Annotated in this window: 20 protein-coding genes; 10 read left to right on the top strand and 10 right to left on the bottom strand. The window is 53.6% G+C overall.

Annotated features, from left to right (window positions below):
• Nucleotides 1–64: 64 nt before the first annotated feature.
• Complete coding sequence (locus tag ACOTXI_RS00590; RefSeq protein WP_021241045.1) at nucleotides 65–1,252, top strand: CynX/NimT family MFS transporter; 1,188 nt, start codon at nucleotides 65–67, stop codon at nucleotides 1,250–1,252.
• Nucleotides 1,253–1,283: 31 nt separating this feature from the next.
• Here the strand turns inward: ACOTXI_RS00590 and ACOTXI_RS00595 are convergent, their stop codons facing one another.
• Nucleotides 1,284–1,991: a CTP synthase C-terminal region-related (seleno)protein gene (locus tag ACOTXI_RS00595; protein ID WP_032651493.1), complete on the bottom strand. Its 708-nt coding sequence runs from the start codon at nucleotides 1,989–1,991 to the stop codon at nucleotides 1,284–1,286.
• A 101-nt stretch (nucleotides 1,992–2,092) separates the two neighbouring features.
• Here ACOTXI_RS00595 and ACOTXI_RS00600 point away from each other — a divergent pair, with 101 nt between their 5' ends.
• Nucleotides 2,093–2,437 carry a DUF488 domain-containing protein gene (locus ACOTXI_RS00600; RefSeq protein WP_044596800.1) on the top strand — a complete coding sequence of 115 codons (345 nt, stop codon included), beginning with the start codon at nucleotides 2,093–2,095 and terminating at the stop codon, nucleotides 2,435–2,437.
• Here ACOTXI_RS00600 and ACOTXI_RS00605 read toward each other — a convergent pair whose 3' ends face one another.
• Nucleotides 2,438–2,743 carry a hypothetical protein gene (locus tag ACOTXI_RS00605; RefSeq protein ID WP_008500742.1) on the bottom strand — a complete coding sequence of 102 codons (306 nt, stop codon included), beginning with the start codon at nucleotides 2,741–2,743 and terminating at the stop codon, nucleotides 2,438–2,440.
• An 80-nt stretch (nucleotides 2,744–2,823) separates the two neighbouring features.
• Nucleotides 2,824–3,078, bottom strand: a complete 255-nt coding sequence (locus ACOTXI_RS00610) for a DUF333 domain-containing protein (protein WP_008500743.1) — start codon at nucleotides 3,076–3,078, stop codon at nucleotides 2,824–2,826.
• Between the two features lie 309 nt (nucleotides 3,079–3,387).
• Between ACOTXI_RS00610 and ACOTXI_RS00615 the strand changes: the two genes are divergently transcribed.
• Both ACOTXI_RS00615 and ACOTXI_RS00620 read left to right on the top strand, forming a co-directional pair.
• On the top strand, nucleotides 3,388–4,416 hold the full coding sequence (locus ACOTXI_RS00615) for a sensor domain-containing diguanylate cyclase (RefSeq protein WP_058654745.1): 1,029 nt from the start codon (nucleotides 3,388–3,390) through the stop codon (nucleotides 4,414–4,416).
• A 45-nt stretch (nucleotides 4,417–4,461) separates the two neighbouring features.
• On the top strand, nucleotides 4,462–4,560 hold the full coding sequence (locus ACOTXI_RS00620) for a YoaK family small membrane protein (RefSeq protein WP_014883431.1): 99 nt from the start codon (nucleotides 4,462–4,464) through the stop codon (nucleotides 4,558–4,560).
• Here the strand turns inward: ACOTXI_RS00620 and ACOTXI_RS00625 are convergent.
• The 4 genes from ACOTXI_RS00625 to ACOTXI_RS00640 form a co-directional block, all read right to left on the bottom strand.
• A complete protein-coding gene (locus ACOTXI_RS00625) occupies nucleotides 4,539–4,661 on the bottom strand; it encodes a hypothetical protein (RefSeq protein ID WP_008500745.1) in 123 nt (40 codons plus the stop codon). The genes ACOTXI_RS00620 and ACOTXI_RS00625 overlap by 22 nt on opposite strands.
• 29 nt (nucleotides 4,662–4,690) lie before the next feature.
• Nucleotides 4,691–4,939 carry a GlsB/YeaQ/YmgE family stress response membrane protein gene (locus ACOTXI_RS00630; RefSeq protein WP_008500746.1) on the bottom strand — a complete coding sequence of 83 codons (249 nt, stop codon included), beginning with the start codon at nucleotides 4,937–4,939 and terminating at the stop codon, nucleotides 4,691–4,693.
• A 284-nt stretch (nucleotides 4,940–5,223) separates the two neighbouring features.
• Nucleotides 5,224–6,708 (bottom strand): sensor domain-containing diguanylate cyclase, encoded by a 1,485-nt coding sequence (locus tag ACOTXI_RS00635; RefSeq protein ID WP_369879100.1) that lies wholly within the window; start codon nucleotides 6,706–6,708, stop codon nucleotides 5,224–5,226.
• A 167-nt stretch (nucleotides 6,709–6,875) separates the two neighbouring features.
• Nucleotides 6,876–8,396: an EAL domain-containing protein gene (locus tag ACOTXI_RS00640; RefSeq protein ID WP_084831987.1), complete on the bottom strand. Its 1,521-nt coding sequence runs from the start codon at nucleotides 8,394–8,396 to the stop codon at nucleotides 6,876–6,878.
• 236 nt (nucleotides 8,397–8,632) lie between these two features.
• On the opposite strand from ACOTXI_RS00640, the gene ACOTXI_RS00645 reads away from it, so the two are divergent.
• A complete protein-coding gene (locus tag ACOTXI_RS00645; RefSeq protein WP_058654577.1) occupies nucleotides 8,633–10,132 on the top strand; it encodes an EAL domain-containing protein in 1,500 nt (499 codons plus the stop codon).
• A gap of 290 nt (nucleotides 10,133–10,422) precedes the next feature.
• On the opposite strand, the gene ACOTXI_RS00650 is transcribed toward ACOTXI_RS00645, so the two are convergent.
• From ACOTXI_RS00650 to icd, 3 genes are all read right to left on the bottom strand, one after another.
• Complete coding sequence (locus ACOTXI_RS00650; RefSeq protein WP_025911748.1) at nucleotides 10,423–10,668, bottom strand: DUF2543 family protein; 246 nt, start codon at nucleotides 10,666–10,668, stop codon at nucleotides 10,423–10,425.
• Between the two features lie 74 nt (nucleotides 10,669–10,742).
• Entirely contained in the window at nucleotides 10,743–11,090 is a 348-nt protein-coding gene (locus ACOTXI_RS00655) for a DUF1304 domain-containing protein (RefSeq protein ID WP_008500751.1), read from the bottom strand.
• A gap of 77 nt (nucleotides 11,091–11,167) precedes the next feature.
• Nucleotides 11,168–12,418, bottom strand: a complete 1,251-nt coding sequence (gene icd, locus ACOTXI_RS00660; RefSeq protein ID WP_023292761.1) for an NADP-dependent isocitrate dehydrogenase — start codon at nucleotides 12,416–12,418, stop codon at nucleotides 11,168–11,170.
• 117 nt (nucleotides 12,419–12,535) lie between these two features.
• Between icd and rluE the strand changes: the two genes are divergently transcribed.
• The 5 genes from rluE to purB are packed head-to-tail and all read left to right on the top strand — an operon-like array spanning nucleotide 12,536 to nucleotide 16,873.
• Entirely contained in the window at nucleotides 12,536–13,189 is a 654-nt protein-coding gene (gene rluE, locus ACOTXI_RS00665; protein ID WP_039024695.1) for a 23S rRNA pseudouridine(2457) synthase RluE, read from the top strand.
• A gap of 9 nt (nucleotides 13,190–13,198) precedes the next feature.
• On the top strand, nucleotides 13,199–13,672 hold the full coding sequence (locus ACOTXI_RS00670) for an NUDIX hydrolase (RefSeq protein WP_058654578.1): 474 nt from the start codon (nucleotides 13,199–13,201) through the stop codon (nucleotides 13,670–13,672).
• Between the two features lie 40 nt (nucleotides 13,673–13,712).
• Entirely contained in the window at nucleotides 13,713–14,825 is a 1,113-nt protein-coding gene (mnmA, locus tag ACOTXI_RS00675; RefSeq protein ID WP_021241033.1) for a tRNA 2-thiouridine(34) synthase MnmA, read from the top strand.
• Nucleotides 14,826–14,853: 28 nt separating this feature from the next.
• Nucleotides 14,854–15,483, top strand: coding sequence for a high frequency lysogenization protein HflD (gene hflD / locus ACOTXI_RS00680; protein ID WP_008500756.1), 630 nt, complete (start codon nucleotides 14,854–14,856; stop codon nucleotides 15,481–15,483).
• Nucleotides 15,484–15,502: 19 nt separating this feature from the next.
• Complete coding sequence (purB, locus tag ACOTXI_RS00685; protein ID WP_008500757.1) at nucleotides 15,503–16,873, top strand: adenylosuccinate lyase; 1,371 nt, start codon at nucleotides 15,503–15,505, stop codon at nucleotides 16,871–16,873.
• Nucleotides 16,874–16,912: the final 39 nt, after the last annotated feature.

Genomic DNA, 16,912 nt, shown 5'->3' on the forward strand with positions numbered 1-16,912 from the left:
AGCCTGATTTCAACCGCTGAGAAAATCGGTATTGTGTGCGCTCGCTTGAACGTATGAGAACATAATGACTACTGCTATTCGCACCTCAGGAAAACACGGCGCGCTGTTGATTGCAGGCATCCTGATGATTGCCACCACGCTTCGCGTCACCTTTACTGGCGCAGCGCCGCTGCTCGATACCATTCGTCTTGATTATGGCTTAAGCACGGCGCAAACCGGTCTGCTGACCACCCTGCCCCTGCTGGCTTTCGCCCTTGTCTCGCCGCTCGCCGCAGGCGTTGCCCGGCGTATCGGCATGGAGCGCAGCCTGTTTATCGCCCTGCTGCTCATTTGCGCCGGGATTGCCGTTCGCTCGCTGCCTTCCGCCGCTTTGCTTTTCATCGGAACGGCGATCGTCGGCTGCGGTATTGCGCTCGGGAACGTGCTGTTACCGGGATTAATTAAGCGTGATTTTCCGGGCCAGGTGGCGAAGCTCACCGGCGCCTATTCCCTGACGATGGGCGTCTCGGCGGCGTTTGGCTCAGCGATGATCGTTCCCCTTGCACAGGGGAGCGCGGGATGGCATGGCGCGCTGCTGATGCTGATGGCGTTTCCGCTGGTCGCACTGCTGCTCTGGCTGCCGCAGTGGCGTCAGAAACACGTCGCAACGGTAACGGGCGCAGGCGCGCTGCAAAACCGCGCGCTCTGGCGCTCGGCCCTCGCCTGGCAGGTGACGCTCTTTTTAGGAATTAACTCGCTGATCTACTACGTCATCATCGGCTGGCTGCCGGCGATATTGCTGAGCCATGGCTACAGCGAAGCGCAGGCCGGTTCGGTGCACGGTCTGTTGCAGCTGGCCACGGCCGTGCCGGGACTCGCCGTTCCGCTGATCCTCCACCGCCTGAAAGATCAGCGAGCGATCGCAGGCTTAGTGGCCCTGATGTGCGCGATAAGCGCGGCAGGATTATGGTTTATGCCCGGAATGGCGGTGATGTGGACGCTGATGTTTGGCTTTGGCACTGGGGCAACGATGATCCTTGGCCTGACGTTCATCGGCCTGCGCGCCAGCTCTGCGCACCAGGCGGCGGCGCTCTCCGGAATGGCACAGTCGATTGGCTACCTGCTTGCCGCCTGCGGCCCGCCGCTGATGGGGAAAATTCACGATACCGCAGGAGACTGGCAAATCCCGCTTCTGGGCTGTGCGCTGGCCGCTGTGATAATGGCTATCTGCGGTGTGTTAGCCGGGCGAGACCGGGAGATCGCGCCCCGTTAAATCCTCAGGCAGACCAACGGGTCTGCCTTTTTTACCCGCGCGCTGCGCGCAGCATCGCCTGCACCAGCACGACCGGGCGTCCTTCCAGCGCGGCACGTTCATGCTGGAATAAGGTGATCACGAAGAACGGGTGCGTCACCAGCTCCGCGGCACGAATTTCACCCCGATCGTCCCAGCCCGTTACATGCATATCACCGCTTTCCAGCGCCTGCGCAAACGCCGGCGACACGCCATAGTTACAGTGATACCCCTCTTCAATTTCCGGCTTGCCGTACGCTTTGGCGATCAGTGTATTATTGCGCAGCTCAATGGCATCCGTTTTTTCCATCAGCGAGCAGGTCAGCGGCGCAATCACCATGGTGCCTTCGGTATCCGTCTCAGCGTGTGCCGCATCAGCCCAGCCCAGCACGTTTCGGGCATACTCAATCAGCGCATGCTGGAACCCGCCGCAGGTGCCCAGGAACGGGATGCCGTTCTCACGGGCGTAGCGCGCGGCAATAAAAGCGGCCGCCGTGTTTTTATAGGGGCTGGCAGGAACCAGCCAGATGGCATCGTAGCCCACCAGATCTTCAGCGCTTGTTAGCTCCGTCGTGGCCAGCCAGTCGTAATCGGCGGTGAGGTCAAGCACTGCAGCGGCGTCGTCAATGGCCAGCGGGATAGCCTGATGCGCAATAACATTGGGATTGTAATCGCCAACCAGCGCAATGCGCAGCGTTGTTTTAACCGGGAGGTGTTCCATGAAAGGTTCCTTATGCCAGAGTATTATCAGATAACATAAGGAACCTCAGACTACCGATCTTTTGCAATTATCACAATACCTTAAATTGGGAGGGTGGAATCATGATTCAGTGCAAACGGGTATACGAACAGGCAAGCCCTGACGACGGCTATCGGGTACTGGTGGACAGGCTGTGGCCGCGCGGGCTGAAGAAAACGGATCTCGCGTATGACGAATGGTGTAAAGCGCTCACGCCTTCGAATGAATTACGCAAGGCTTTTCACAGCGACACGATTGATTTCGCCGCCTTCAGTCAGGCCTATCGGGAAGAGCTGGCGCAGCAGGATGACGAGGGCGTGCGTCTGGCGACGCTGGCGCGCAGGCAGACCGTCACCCTGCTCTTTGCTGCCAAAAACACGGAGCAAAATCACGCCCTGGTCTTAGCCGACTGGCTGCGCCATCTGTGATCAGCCGATCGTCAGTTCATCCAGAATTTGCGGCGCTTCATCCGGGGTGAGCGGCATCAGATGTTCGGCGCGGACAAAGGCAAAGCCGTGCTGGTTGTCAAAGGCGTAGACATCACCCGTCACCAGCCAAAGCGCGCGATCTGCGGTGACCGGTAATTGCGTCATCACGCCGTTGACCGGGTTAACAAAACGCAGGCCAGGCTGGCAAAGGCCAAACAGCTCAACGGATTTACCAATATTGCGACGGCCTGACGCCGTGCGGGCGCCAACGATCATCGCCATGCTGCCCGGTTTTAGCTGAAACATACTTCTCTCACGATAACGAACGCCAGGAACTGGCTAAGAATAATCTTAAAGAGAAGTGTATCGCAGGCAATATTACTTTGTCACCTGGCGGGTTGCGGATGGTCGCGACGATAGAGCGTCCATTCATCAATCACTTCGCCGCCCGGTAATTTGCACTCGGTACGCACGCCCTGCGGGCTTTGAACCGGGACCTGTTCCCCGCCTTTCTCCAGACAGTAGACGGAAGCTGGGTTCGCCATACCGATAACGTGCGGCGGTTTCGGTGCATCAGGTGGCGTGGTTTTGGCGGTGCAGGCGGCCAGGGGAAGCGCCAGCGCCAGAAGCAGAAATCTCATCTCATTGATCCTTTTGACGTCATCAGAGTCTAAGGGTAACGGGTCATCGCCACGTTCTCCATGATTTCTCCATTTTAACTGCACTTTTCAGCACTATAGTGTGGCATGTTCTCGATATGACCAGAGAACATCATTCCGTAATCAAGATGTCTTTGCCCCGGTCTCAACAACGGGGCTTTTTTTCTCGCCTGCGGCCCGCCCCCTGCATATATTAAATTTTCTGTATTCATGTTTTACTATGTCTGAAGCCTAAAAATTCAGCATAACATGCAGATGCAGACGTCTTCTGCCTGGGAGTCATTCTACGTCATGTCGGATCTTATCCTCGCTCGCGTTTCAGAAACCCTTGCCACCGAGCAATCCCTTGAAAGCCTCGTTCGCCAGCTGCTGGAGATGCTGGAGATTGTCACCGACATGGAGTCGACCTACCTGACGAAGGTGGATATCGAAGCGCGGCTGCAGCACATTCTCTACGCCCGCAACAGCAAGCAGATGACGATTCCGGAGGGGCTGAGCGTCCCATGGGATGAGACGCTGTGCAAACGCGCGCTGGATAGTGACACGATGTTCAGCAATGACGTGCCCGAGCGTTGGCCCGAGTGTGAAGCAGCGAAAGCACTTGGCATTACCACCTACATGAGTATTCCTGTCCATTTTGCGGATGGTTCACTTTACGGAACGCTCTGTGCCACCAGCACGGCCAGAAAGCCGCTGAGCGAGCGCGCTGAACAGGTGCTGAAGCTCTTCGCCGGGCTGATTGCCCAGTCCATTCAGAAAGAGTCGCTGGTGACCCAGCTTCGCGAAGCCAATGCGGCCCTCATCGCGCACTCCTATACGGATGCCCTTACCGGTTTACCCAACCGTCGCGCCATTTTTGAAGATCTGACCACCCTCTTTTCTCTGGCCCGGCACCTGAAGCGTAACGCCATCATCGCGTTTATCGATCTGGATGATTTCAAGCTGATTAACGATCGTTACGGCCACGAGGCTGGCGACCAGTTCCTGATAGAAGTGGGCAAGCGTTTGACCGAAGAGAAACAGCAGGACGATATTATCGGTCGTCTGGGCGGGGATGAATTTCTGGTGGCGTCGCTAAGCCAGCCCCACCAGGACGGGGATAACGCGCAGCTTACGCTGCTCAAAACGCGCCTCAGCGCCTGCATCGCTGGCGAATACTGGCTGGGCAGCGTTCATATTATTTATCCGGGCGCCAGCTTCGGCGTGATCGAAGTGGACCCTGCCGCAACCGATCCTGACAGCGCGTTACGCGCTGCGGATGTCGCGATGTATCAGGATAAGAAAGGAAAAAGCAAATCACGCTTTCTCACTATGGATTAACCCCGTACACTCTACGGCGTTACAGAAACCGAAACAGGTGATGGTATGAGAATAGGGATCCTCTTCCCGGTCGTTATATTTATAACGGCGGTGGTATTTTTAGCGTGGTTTTTTGTCGGCGGTTACGCGGCGCCGGGGGCATAAATGCGGAAGACAACCGTCATTATGCTGATCGTTGCCATCGCGGCGTTTGCCGGCACGCAGCTTGGCTGGTGGTAAACGCCAGTACGTAAAAAGGCCGCCATCTGGCAGCCTTTTTCAACGCTTTCAGACCTTAGCTTTTGATCTTTCTGTAGATAAACAGAACAACCAGCGCACCGATCACCGCGACGGCGAAACTGCCGAAGTTAAAGCCATCGACCTTGCCAAAACCGAACAGCGTACTGATCCAGCCGCCGACTACCGCGCCGACAATACCCAGTATTACGGTGACGATAAACCCACCGCCATCTTTGCCCGGCATGATCCACTTCGCCAGAATACCCGCAATAAGCCCAAAGATAATCCAGGATAAAATTCCCATAACTTTCCTCTCTGTATGGTTTTTGTCATTAAATCAACGACACAAAAAAGGATAGCACAGGATTCCAGAAAGGAAATTTGTGATAAGCATCACAATGAGAGAGTGGGGAATTATTCATCAAAAAAATGTACGGGCCACAGAAACTGTGGGGTTGCATCTTTTGTTGAGAAAGATTATCTTTCTCAACACTGAATAGTTGAGAGAAACACTCAAGTATTCAGTACGACATTGCTCACATTGCTTCCAGTATTTCTTGCCCACTCCTGAGTGGGCTTTTTTTTTGCTCATACCCCAACAAACGCGTACCGGTTACGTACCGCGCGTTTCGCCTGATAGAGCGCCTGGTCTGCGGCAATAATGATATTTTGCTGGCTGCCTGCAATGTCGACGGCACGGGCGGTGGAAATTCCGACGCTTACCGTCACCCGGCCGAAGGGGCTAAAGGCATGCGCGATTTGCAGCGAGAACACATTGCGAATAATCGTCTGGGCCAGACGAAGTGCCTCCTGAATATCCGTATCCGGCAATATCAGCGCAAACTCCTCTCCGCCGTAGCGCGCCACAAGCTGATTATCACGGGTAAGGCTCTCCCTGAGGCTGTTTCCGAGCATTGCCAGACACCGGTCCCCTTCAGGATGACCATAGTTATCGTTGTATTTTTTGAAGTAGTCCACGTCCACGATCAGTACCGAAATCGGCGCGTCATGTGCGGCGCACGTAGCAATTTCCGAGAGGATTTTTTCATGAAAGACGCGGCGGTTGTACAGCCCGGTCAACGCATCTTCTGAAGCGATAATCTTCAGCGCTTTGTTATCCCGTGTTTTTCGGGACAGGTCGGAATACAGGAAGTACGACGCCACGATGAGTATCGCCGTAAACACGAAAATGAGTACCGCCAGCTGAATCGCCTGCTTGCGCCAGGGTGCAAGCGCTTCATCAATGCTGACGGCCACTGTGGTGACCAGTCCGTAGCGTCGGTTTTTCTCATAGGCATAGATGCGCTCGATTTTATCAAACCGTGAGATGGAGCTGGCTATCCCCGTATTTTGTACTTTGAGATATTTCCTGAAGAGCGGTGAATCAGAAACAATCGTGCCGATATAGGTATTTTTAAAGGGATAACGGACCAGCAGCACGCCTGATTGCGTCGTTAAGCCGATGACGCCCGAGTGACCGATATTAATCTGCCCGTAGAGTGCCAGAAAATTTTCAATACCGAGCGTCACCACCACGACACCGTTAAATGCCCCGGACTGGGTTTCAAGGCGCCGACTGAGGGTGATAACCCATTTGCCATTGGTTCTGCTTACCACCGGCTCCCCAATAAAGACCTGCTGAGTTTTATTTTCCTGGTGATAGATAAAAAACTCTCTGTCCGAGCCTTTGCGTGGCCCCGTGAAACTTTCATGCAGCGCGGTGAAGATATCGCCCTGAGCATCGTAAACAACCACATTATTAATCTGGGTAAGAAGGTTATCCTGATTATGGATCATGTGCTGAATATTGGCCGCCTGCTGCGGGGTCATGCCATAAATTTCGATTATGTCGGAAACGGTAGTAATTAACATTTCACTCTGGCGCATGATCCCTTCAGTATAAACATCCAGGGTGTGGCTGAGGTTAGCGACGCTGGTATTAATTTGCTGGATTGACTGCTGTCTGGACGTGGCAATTTGGACGGCAAGCGACAGCGAGATGATCAATGAGACAATGATGACGGTAATGGTTGTTGTGTAAAAAGTATTTTTCACATGCACGAGCTTTTCCACCTTATCACGCCTGATATCCCTGGCTGACAACTCTTGTCACTGTAACAAAGCTCAGGATAAGAGGAAAATGAATTGCACTTAAGCATACAACAGAAGCTCGTCTTTATTTTGTGTTTCACCGCCAGGCAACCTGCTCTATTCCTGATTTTTTTACAGCGCCTGACGTTTTACAGCATCACGGCCTCCCTGGGCTTAGATAAAATGACTTTAATAAAATCGATATAGGAGACGGGTTTACCAAAATAATACCCCTGCAACAGGGTAATTTCATTACGGTTGAGGTACTCCAGCTGCTCTTTCGTTTCCACACCTTCGGCCACGATACGCAATGAGAGTTTTTTCGCCAGGTCAATAACGCAGTCCAGCAGGATCGTTGAGTCCTTCTCCTCAGAAACCCGGTTAACAAAGCTTTTATCAATTTTAATATAATCTATGGCAAGCGCATTAAGACATGACAGCCCGGAATACCCCGTACCAAAATCATCCAGTGCAATGACAAAACCGGCGTTATGCAGCGCGTTGAGGTTTTCCACCAGATGAGGATTATCGATCAACGGTTCACGCTCGGTCACCTCGAGAACCAGCTTCACGGCTTTACCCTGAAACCCCTTGCCAAAGAGACGACAGTCACCGAGGAAAGAAGGGGCATCAATGTGTCTGGCGCTGATGTTCACTCCGATATGGAACCCATCCGGTAGCTTCGGCAACAGCGGCTTAAGCTGTGTGACCACTTTCGCCATCAAGCCTTTGGTCAGCGGAATAATCAACCCGCTACGTTCAGCAATCGGAATAAAGACATCCGGCGGGATAAACCCAGACTTTGGATGCTTCCACCTTGCCAGGACTTCAACCCCGTATAACCCGCCGGTGTCCCCGTTCACGATCGGCTGATAATAAGGCACGATCTCTCCCTGCAAAATGGCCTTACGCAAATCGTCTTCAAAGGTGGTGCTTTTTCCCTTGTATCGGCGGATCAAAATGCCCACCGCCAGGGATAGCGCGAGAATCAGCAGTATCAGGCTCCAGCCCTGGTGCAGTAGCCGCGTCAGGCTAAAAAAGGCAGGCGGTTGCCAGGCCAGACTAAAGGGGAATTGCGAAGATGCCATAAGTGAACCCGTCCACGAGGCCGCTTTCCAGCCGGTCACGTCACCGTTGCGCGTAAACATGCTTTCGCCGACAACCAACCCCAGGTCAACGCTGTTTGATGCGTTCGCGATGACGTCCTGCAAATGCGCATCGCTGACGCTGACGATGATGCGCCCGCCTGCGATGGGCATCTGGAAGACAAGTACCGGGATCTCGTTCACCAGTCGATTACCGGGGAGCAGCATTAATTCTTTTTCAGGTAGCGTCTCCGGATGAACAATCAATACGCCATTCCCCGGAAGGGATGTACAGATGATTTCCCCCTGCTGCTGGATCATGATGGCGCGCAGATGCGGTTTTAGCGCAGCTTCTGTCCCCAGCGCCAGCTTCCCGCTGCTGGTACACCCCTGCTCCGCAACGCGCTTCGCCGTGCTGGCCGCACTGACGGCTTCCGACAAAATGCTTTCTATTTTCTGGGTGCTTACCGTGGCGGTATGAACGTTATTCATTTTCGCCATCTGCCATAACTGCCAGTTAATAATCAGTATGCCGATCAGAAAAAGAAACAGGGCACTGAGAATAGGGATCATCACGTTGCGCACGATGTTTTCCTTAATAGAATAAACAAGCATGAAGGATCTGAAAGAAGAACCCGTGGTTTACCTGACGTTGCCGATCGCAATGAAAATAGCTTAGCTGATAATTGTCTTAAAAAACTGATGCTTTCGTATGAGTTCATCCGCCCGAATTTGCTCACCCGGCGTGACTATCAGGCTTGTGCCTTGCCCAGGCTGTGTTAAGATTTATGAATTCAGGGAGCGGACAGGATAACCGGAAAATGAAAAAGCGCATTGCCGTTGCGATCGTTTCAACGCTTCTGGTCATTCTGTCTCTTTATGCGGTCAATGCGGTTATCCTTGGTCAGCAAAAAACCAAACAGCTTGAAATATCCCGGACCCTTTTACATTATTCCGAAGACCTGTCCCAAAACGTGGCGCTGGGCCTTAAAAGCATAACGACGCAGGGCTGTGATAAAACCAGCCTTGATAGCTACAGACAAATAAAGCTTAACAACCTCTATTTCGGCGATATCGGTTTTATTGAAAAAGGAAAAATTATCTGTACTGCTTTTTGGGGTAAACTCGCGACGCCCGTTCCACTTCCTGCGGAACTGCATAAAACGCCGAGAGGTTTTCTCCTCGCGCAGTTTTCAAGAAAAGACTTTTTCACGGGCAATGCGGCCATTTATAATAATATTATTATCTTCACCTCCCGCTATGCTTACGATAAATTCACCCCGGTTACCGCAAGCTATTCTCTGAGTGCCACCACAAAGGACTTTGGCCGGATCTTTTTTTCGGCTGCCCCCGACCTGCGAGCGCGGAGCTGGCTGCACTCCACGTTGTTCACCCTGACCATTACACAGTGCAGCGCCGTGTGGGATTTATGCGTGATTGTAAAACATCACGATGCGGGACTGGCCTCGTTACCCCCGTTTATCTTGACGTTTCTCGCGATCATTCTCTACTTTATCTGGGTCGCGATAACGTTATTTGTCTTGCGCATCCATGAAGACCGTTTTTCGCTGGAACGTACGCTAATCAAAGCCGTGATAACAAATACCTTCAGCGTTAACTATCAGCCCATTATTCGCATTCGCGATCAAAAAATCGTGGGCGTGGAAGTTCTGTCGCGATGGCGCGATCAAAAACACGGAGACGTCTCGCCGGAGCTGTTTATCCCATTAATTAAGAAAATCGGGCTGTATAAAAGATATTATGGCAATGTTATCGGTAAATCGCTCTCAGAAATTGCCCCGCTGGCGATTAAGCATCAGCTGATCGTTTCAATCAACGTTGGGCGGAAAGAAATTGAAGACGGACAGTTTATTAACATTTTGCGTCGCGAGTGCTTAGTCAACAACCTTCCCCTTTCCCTGATGAAGGTCGAGCTTTCTGAGAAAGCCGTTTCCGCGGCGAATATCCTAGAGGGATTCTGCCAGGAACTAAAATCGCTTGGCGTTAAAATTTCAATCGATGATTTCGGCGTACAAAATTCAAATCTGGCGCGGCTGTCGCAGCTTGAATATGATGAAATCAAAATTGACAAATCGCTGGTGGATGGCATCAGCGAAGATTATAAGCAAAACATCTTTGTTATCTTCAGCGATGCCCTCGCGAAGTTGAATAAAACCCTTGTTTTCGAGGGCGTGGAAAATGAAACTCAGTATCGCTTCATTGCGGACAGATATCCCGACGCGCTGATCCAGGGATGGTATTTTTCAAAAGCACTCACCCGGAGCGAGCTGGCGCAGCGACTCACCGGCGTCGCCCCGTAATCAGAAACCTGTCCTGCCCGTTTTTTTACACTCGGACGTTTCCATTTTTTCCGCCAAAACATATAGTCGTCATATTCAGACGGTAGATTACCCTGAAGCACACTCTTATTTTGGTTAAAAACGTGAAATTATCCTTAGTTTTTCCAGCAGTACTCTTTTTTCTGATCGTTATTTTCGCGCTGCTTGTCGATAAACCCGCTTCGCCTATTCTGCGGAAAAAATGCATGTGGTCCGATAGCGTGATGCTGAGCTGTATCGCAAAGCATCACCATAACGGTTTTTGAGGCAGGCTATTCATTTCCCCACTGATTGAGGAAGTTCGCAACATCATCAATGCGACCCGCACGGATCCCAGCTTCTGTGGCCATCTCCTGCTGGGCTTCCTCGCTGATCTCCTCATTATTCGCTAAGCGGGTGAGCAGCAGCTGGAAATAGTGTGCCAGCGCGTCGCGCTCTGATTCCGCGACTTGCTCTGCGGCCTCCGTCGCGTACTCATCGGCAATATCATAATATTTCAGGGGGATATCGTTGTGCATAACAGTCTCGTCTCTGGTCAATAAAGGTAACGTCACGAGTATATCGGACGCATTATCTCAACCAAAACATTGCTTCAGATGAGTAACGCAAGCAGCGCAGCGAGCGCGGGAATGGCCTGCACGTACAAAATTTTACGGCTGGCGGTGGCTGCGCCAAAAAGCCCGGCGATCAGCACGCAGGTCAGGAAGAAGATGGCCACCTGAATCCCGTTTTCGCCGAGCCAGAGGCTCCACAGCAGGCCCGCCGCCAGGAACCCGTTATACAGCCCCTGATTCGCCGCCAGCACGCGGGTGTCGCGTGCAAAATCAGGACGCAAATTAAAGGCCTTGTGTCCTGTTTTGGTATTCCACAGGAACATTTCCAGCACAAGAATGTAGAGATGAATAAGTGCAACGACAGTGATAAGGACAGTGGCTAACATCGGGTTGTCTCCCGCGGGCAGAGGCAAAAAAAACGGGAACCCTCAGGCCCCCGCTCTTGGTTAACCCAGAATCTGGATTACATGTTCGCGATAATCGCGTCGCCAAACTCTGAACATTTCAGCAGCTTAGCGCCTTCCATCAGACGTTCGAAATCGTAAGTTACGGTTTTCGCGTTGATTGCGCCTTCCATACCTTTAACGATCAGGTCTGCGGCTTCGAACCATTCCATATGACGCAGCATCATCTCTGCGGACAGGATGATAGAGCCTGGGTTCACTTTGTCCTGACCTGCGTATTTAGGTGCAGTACCGTGGGTTGCTTCGAACAGGGCGCACTCGTCACCGATGTTCGCGCCAGGGGCGATACCGATACCGCCAACCTGAGCTGCCAGGGCGTCAGAGATGTAGTCACCGTTCAGGTTCATACAGGCAATCACGTCGTATTCCGCTGGACGCAGCAGGATCTGCTGCAGGAACGCATCGGCGATCACATCTTTAATGACGATCTCTTTGCCGGTGTTCGGGTTTTTGATCTTCTGCCATGGGCCGCCGTCGATCAGCTCACCGCCGAACTCTTCTTTCGCCAACTGGTAGCCCCAGTCTTTGAACGCGCCTTCGGTGAACTTCATGATGTTGCCTTTGTGAACCAGGGTCACAGAGTCACGGTCGTTGGTGATCGCATATTCGATGGCCGCGCGCACCAGACGCTTGGTCCCTTCTTCGGAGCACGGCTTAATGCCGATACCGCAATGCTCAGGGAAGCGAATTTTCTTCACGCCCATCTCTTCGCGCAGGAATTTAATCACTTTCTCTGCATCAGCAGAGTCCGCTTTCCATTCGATACCCGCGTAGATGTCTTCTGAGTTTTCGCGGAAGATGACCATGTCGGTCAGTTCTGGGTGCTTAACCGGGCTTGGGGTGCCCTGATAGTAACGAACCGGACGCAGACAGACGTACAGGTCCAGCTCCTGACGCAGTGCCACGTTCAGGGAACGGATACCGCCGCCAACTGGCGTCGTCAGTGGGCCTTTGATAGCAACGCGGTAGTCGCGGATCAGGTCCAGCGTTTCTGCTGGCAGCCAGACGTCCTGGCCATAAACTTGCGTCGATTTCTCACCGGTGTAAATTTCCATCCAGGAAATTTTACGCTCGCCTTTGTAGGCTTTCTCAACAGCGGCATCAACCACTTTCAGCATTGCCGGGGTAACGTCTACACCGATACCATCACCTTCGATGAATGGAATGATCGGATTGTGAGGAACGTTAATCTTGCCGTTTTGCAGGGTGATCTTTTTACCTTCCGCCGGAACAACTACTTTGCTTTCCATTAACCTCTCCTTCGAGCGCTTCTGGTTGTTACTGATCTTATGTTAATAAATTGTAATGAGCCCTTCGATAGTACCTGATTGTCCGACGCCATGAAAGGTCTTCGTTATTAGGCTATAATGCGGCAATTGATAACGCCTGAAAATACCATGAAGAAAACTTCTTTTACAAAACACCGGGTTGAGCGATTCAGCTCGCGACAAGCCGCCAGACGACCGCAAGAAACCCAGCCAAAGCGGGTTATTCTGTTCAATAAACCCTACGATGTTTTGCCGCAGTTCACCGATGAAGCCGGACGCAGCACGCTTAAGGACTACATCCCCGTTCAGGGGGTCTACGCGGCCGGGCGTCTGGACCGCGACAGCGAAGGCCTGCTGGTCTTGACCAACGACGGCGCGCTGCAGGCGAAGCTCACGCAGCCGGGGAAACGCACCGGCAAAATTTACTTCGTCCAGGTAGAAGGCGAGCCGGATGACGAGACGCTGGAAAAATTGCGCAAAGGCGTCACGCTCAACGACGGTCCCACCCTGCCGGCAGGTATTGAACGCGTGAATGAACCGGCGTGGCTGTGGCCGCGTAACCCGCCTATCCGCGAACGCAAATCCATTCCGACAAGCTGGCTTAAAATCACCCTTTATGAAGGCCGCAACCGCCAGGTTCGGCGCATGACCGCACACGTCGGCTTCCCCACCCTGCGCCTGATTCGTTACGCCATGGGTAACTACACCCTGGAAACGCTGGCAAACGGTGAATGGCGGGACGTTACCTCTTAAGGAGTCACTATGTTTAAACCTCATGTCACGGTTGCCTGCGTGGTCCACGCCCGGGGGAAACTCCTGGTTGTCGAAGAGAGCATTAACGGCAAAGCGCTGTGGAATCAGCCTGCCGGGCACCTTGAAGCCAATGAGACCCTCCTGCAGGCGGCAAAACGCGAGCTGTGGGAAGAGACCGGTATTCACGCCGAGCCCCAGCACTTCATCCGTATGCACCAGTGGATTGCGCCCGACAGCACACCGTTCCTGCGTTTTTTATTTGCCGTTGAGCTTAGCGAAACGTGCGCCACTGAACCGCAGGATAACGATATCGACCGCTGCCTGTGGGTCACCGCCGACGAGATCCTGAACGCGCCAAACCTGCGCTCGCCGCTGGTTGCGGAAAGCATTCGCTGCTGGCAGTCAGGCGCACGCCTGCCGCTGGATGTCATCGGCGCATTTAACTGGCCGTTTACAGAGGGTGCCAATGGTGGGGGGGCGTGATAGAATACGCCGCCTTGAAGTTCAATGTCGTGAGTATTCCATGTCAGATAACAGCCAGAAAAAAGTGATCGTCGGCATGTCCGGCGGTGTCGATTCCTCCGTTTCCGCCTACCTGTTACAGCAACAGGGCTATAAGGTGGAGGGCCTGTTCATGAAGAACTGGGAGGAAGATGATGGCGAGGAATACTGCACTGCCGCAGCGGATCTCGCCGATGCGCAGGCCGTGTGCGATAAGCTCGGCATTGAACTGCATACCGTTAACTTTGCCGCAGAATACTGGGACAACGTTTTTGAACTGTTCCTTGAAGAGTACAAAGCGGGCCGCACGCCGAACCCGGATATTCTGTGCAACAAAGAGATCAAATTTAAGGCCTTCCTGGAATTCGCCGCGGAAGATCTGGGCGCAGACTACATTGCGACCGGTCACTACGTGCGTCGCGCAGACGTGAATGGTAAAAGCCAGCTGCTGCGCGGTCTGGACGGCAACAAAGATCAAAGCTATTTCCTCTATACGCTGAGCCACGAGCAAATCGCCCAGAGCCTGTTCCCGGTTGGCGAGCTGGAAAAGCCTCAGGTGCGTAAAATCGCCGAAGAGCTGGACCTGATCACTGCGAAGAAAAAAGACTCTACGGGTATCTGCTTCATCGGCGAGCGCAAATTCCGCGATTTCCTCGGACGTTACCTGCCCGCACAGCCGGGTAAAATTGTCACCGTCGACGGGGAAGAGATTGGCCAGCATCAGGGGCTGATGTACCACACCTTAGGCCAGCGTAAAGGCCTGGGTATCGGCGGGACGAAAGAAGGTAGCGAAGATCCGTGGTACGTGGTCGACAAAGATGTCGAAAACAATATTCTGGTTGTTGCTCAGGGTCACGACCATCCGCGTCTGATGTCCGTTGGCCTGATCGCGCAGCAGCTGCACTGGGTCGATCGTGAGCCGCTGAAAGGCACGCTGCGCTGCACGGTGAAAACACGCTACCGTCAGACCGATATTCCTTGCACCGTTACCGCGCTTGATGACGACCGTATTGACGTGCGCTTCGACGAGCCGGTCGCCGCCGTCACCCCGGGTCAGTCCGCTGTCTTCTACAGCGGCGAAATCTGCCTGGGCGGCGGGATCATTGAACAGCGCCTGCCGCTGCCCGCTGTTTAACAGCGTTTGCACACATAAAGGAGACCGTGTGGCGAAGAACTACTATGACATCACCCTGGCGCTGGCGGGAATTTGCCAGTCAGCCCGTCTGGTGCAACAGCTGGCGCATCAGGGTCATTGCGACGCTGATGCCCTGCACGTTTCACTCAATAGCGTTATCGACCTCAACCCCGGTTCGACCCTGGGCGTGTTCGGTGGCAGTGAAACCAATCTTCGTCTCGGTCTTGAAACCCTGCTTGGCGTGCTTAACGCCAGCAGCCGTCAGGGGTTAAACGCAGAGCTGACCCGCTACACGTTGAGCCTGATGGTGCTGGAGCGTAAGCTGAGCGCAGCAAAAGGCGCGCTTAATACCCTGGGCGATCGCATTGCCGGGCTACAGCGTCAGCTTGACCATTTTGACCTGCAGTCCGACACGCTGCTGAGCGCCATGGCCGGCATTTATGTTGACGTCATCAGCCCGCTGGGCCCACGGATTCAGGTCACCGGCTCCCCTGCCGTGCTGCAAAGCCCGCAGGTACAGGCAAAAGTACGCGCCTCCCTGCTGGCAGGGATCCGTGCCGCCGTACTGTGGCACCAGGTTGGCGGTGGCCGCCTGCAGTTAATGTTTTCTCGTAATCGCCTGACCACTCAGGCAAAACAAATTCTTGCTCATTGTTAACCTCCCGGAGTTGCGAATTATGGAATTATCCTCACTGACCGCCGTATCCCCTGTCGATGGACGCTACGGCGATAAAGTCAGCGCGCTGCGCGGGATCTTCAGCGAATATGGTTTGCTGAAGTTCCGTGTTCAGGTTGAAGTACGCTGGCTGCAAAAGCTGGCCGCCCAGGCAGCAATCAAGGAAGTTCCTGCTTTTGACGAAAAGGCAAACGATTACCTTGATAAAATCGTTGCCGAGTTTAGCGAACAAGACGCCGCGCGCATTAAAACCATTGAGCGCACCACCAACCACGACGTGAAGGCGGTTGAGTACTTCCTGAAGGAGAAAGTGGAAAGCGTTCCTGCGCTGCACGCCGTGTCTGAGTTCATCCACTTCGCCTGTACGTCTGAAGACATCAACAACCTCTCTCATGCGCTGATGCTCTCCACCGCGCGCAAAGAGGTGGTGCTGCCTTACTGGCGTAAAATCATCGACGCGGTGAAAGCGCTGTCCGTGGAATACCGCGACATTCCGCTGCTCTCCCGTACCCACGGCCAGCCAGCCACCCCATCCACGATGGGTAAAGAGATGGCGAACGTCGCGTACCGTATGGAGCGCCAGTACCGTCAGCTGGAACAGGTTGAAATTCTGGGCAAAATCAACGGCGCGGTTGGTAACTATAACGCCCACATCGCCGCGTATCCGGAAGTGGACTGGCACCAGTTCAGCGAAGAGTTCGTGACCTCGCTGGGCATTCAGTGGAACCCGTACACCACCCAGATTGAGCCGCACGACTATATTGCGGAGCTGTTTGACTGCATCGCGCGCTTTAACACCATCCTGATCGATTTCGATCGTGACGTGTGGGGCTACATCGCCCTGAACCACTTCAAGCAGAAAACCATCGCCGGTGAAATCGGCTCTTCCACCATGCCGCACAAAGTGAACCCGATCGACTTCGAAAACTCCGAAGGTAACCTGGGTCTGGCGAACGCCGTGCTGCAGCATATGGCGAGCAAACTGCCGGTATCCCGCTGGCAGCGCGACCTGACCGACTCCACCGTACTGCGTAACCTGGGCGTGGGCATCGGCTACGCGCTGATCGCGTATCAGTCCACGCTGAAAGGCGTGAGCAAGCTGGAAGTGAACCGTGACCGTCTGCTGGATGAACTGGATCACAACTGGGAAGTGCTGGCGGAGCCGATTCAGACCGTGATGCGTCGTTACGGCATCGAAAAACCGTACGAGAAGCTGAAAGAGCTGACCCGCGGCAAACGCGTTGATGCCGAAGGTATGAAGCAGTTTATCGACGGTCTGGCGCTGCCGGAAGAAGAGAAAACCCGCCTGAAGGCGATGACTCCGGCGAACTACATTGGCCGCGCCATCACCATGGTTGACGAGCTGAAATAATCCCCTCTCCCCCCTTTCCGCCCGGAAAGGGGGTTGCTT

The organism is Enterobacter cloacae complex sp. BZL2005, assembly GCF_049238885.1.
GTDB classification, from domain to species: Bacteria; Pseudomonadota; Gammaproteobacteria; order Enterobacterales; family Enterobacteriaceae; genus Enterobacter; species Enterobacter roggenkampii.

Excerpts from the sequence above, each read along its gene's own strand:
- rluE (WP_039024695.1), top strand. The coding sequence starts at position 12,536 with ATGCGGCAATTGATAACGCCTGAAAATACCATGAAGAAAACTTCTTTT.
- ACOTXI_RS00645 (WP_058654577.1), top strand. The coding sequence starts at position 8,633 with ATGAAAAAGCGCATTGCCGTTGCGATCGTTTCAACGCTTCTGGTCATT.
- ACOTXI_RS00620 (WP_014883431.1), top strand. The coding sequence starts at position 4,462 with ATGAGAATAGGGATCCTCTTCCCGGTCGTTATATTTATAACGGCGGTG.
- purB (WP_008500757.1), top strand. The coding sequence starts at position 15,503 with ATGGAATTATCCTCACTGACCGCCGTATCCCCTGTCGATGGACGCTAC.
- ACOTXI_RS00670 (WP_058654578.1), top strand. The coding sequence starts at position 13,199 with ATGTTTAAACCTCATGTCACGGTTGCCTGCGTGGTCCACGCCCGGGGG.
- ACOTXI_RS00615 (WP_058654745.1), top strand. The coding sequence starts at position 3,388 with ATGTCGGATCTTATCCTCGCTCGCGTTTCAGAAACCCTTGCCACCGAG.
- ACOTXI_RS00650 (WP_025911748.1), bottom strand. The coding sequence starts at position 10,668 with ATGCACAACGATATCCCCCTGAAATATTATGATATTGCCGATGAGTAC.
- mnmA (WP_021241033.1), top strand. The coding sequence starts at position 13,713 with ATGTCAGATAACAGCCAGAAAAAAGTGATCGTCGGCATGTCCGGCGGT.
- ACOTXI_RS00590 (WP_021241045.1), top strand. The coding sequence starts at position 65 with ATGACTACTGCTATTCGCACCTCAGGAAAACACGGCGCGCTGTTGATT.
- ACOTXI_RS00610 (WP_008500743.1), bottom strand. The coding sequence starts at position 3,078 with ATGAGATTTCTGCTTCTGGCGCTGGCGCTTCCCCTGGCCGCCTGCACC.
- ACOTXI_RS00630 (WP_008500746.1), bottom strand. The coding sequence starts at position 4,939 with ATGGGAATTTTATCCTGGATTATCTTTGGGCTTATTGCGGGTATTCTG.
- icd (WP_023292761.1), bottom strand. The coding sequence starts at position 12,418 with ATGGAAAGCAAAGTAGTTGTTCCGGCGGAAGGTAAAAAGATCACCCTG.
- ACOTXI_RS00655 (WP_008500751.1), bottom strand. The coding sequence starts at position 11,090 with ATGTTAGCCACTGTCCTTATCACTGTCGTTGCACTTATTCATCTCTAC.
- ACOTXI_RS00595 (WP_032651493.1), bottom strand. The coding sequence starts at position 1,991 with ATGGAACACCTCCCGGTTAAAACAACGCTGCGCATTGCGCTGGTTGGC.
- ACOTXI_RS00600 (WP_044596800.1), top strand. The coding sequence starts at position 2,093 with ATGATTCAGTGCAAACGGGTATACGAACAGGCAAGCCCTGACGACGGC.
- ACOTXI_RS00605 (WP_008500742.1), bottom strand. The coding sequence starts at position 2,743 with ATGTTTCAGCTAAAACCGGGCAGCATGGCGATGATCGTTGGCGCCCGC.
- ACOTXI_RS00625 (WP_008500745.1), bottom strand. The coding sequence starts at position 4,661 with ATGGCGGCCTTTTTACGTACTGGCGTTTACCACCAGCCAAGCTGCGTG.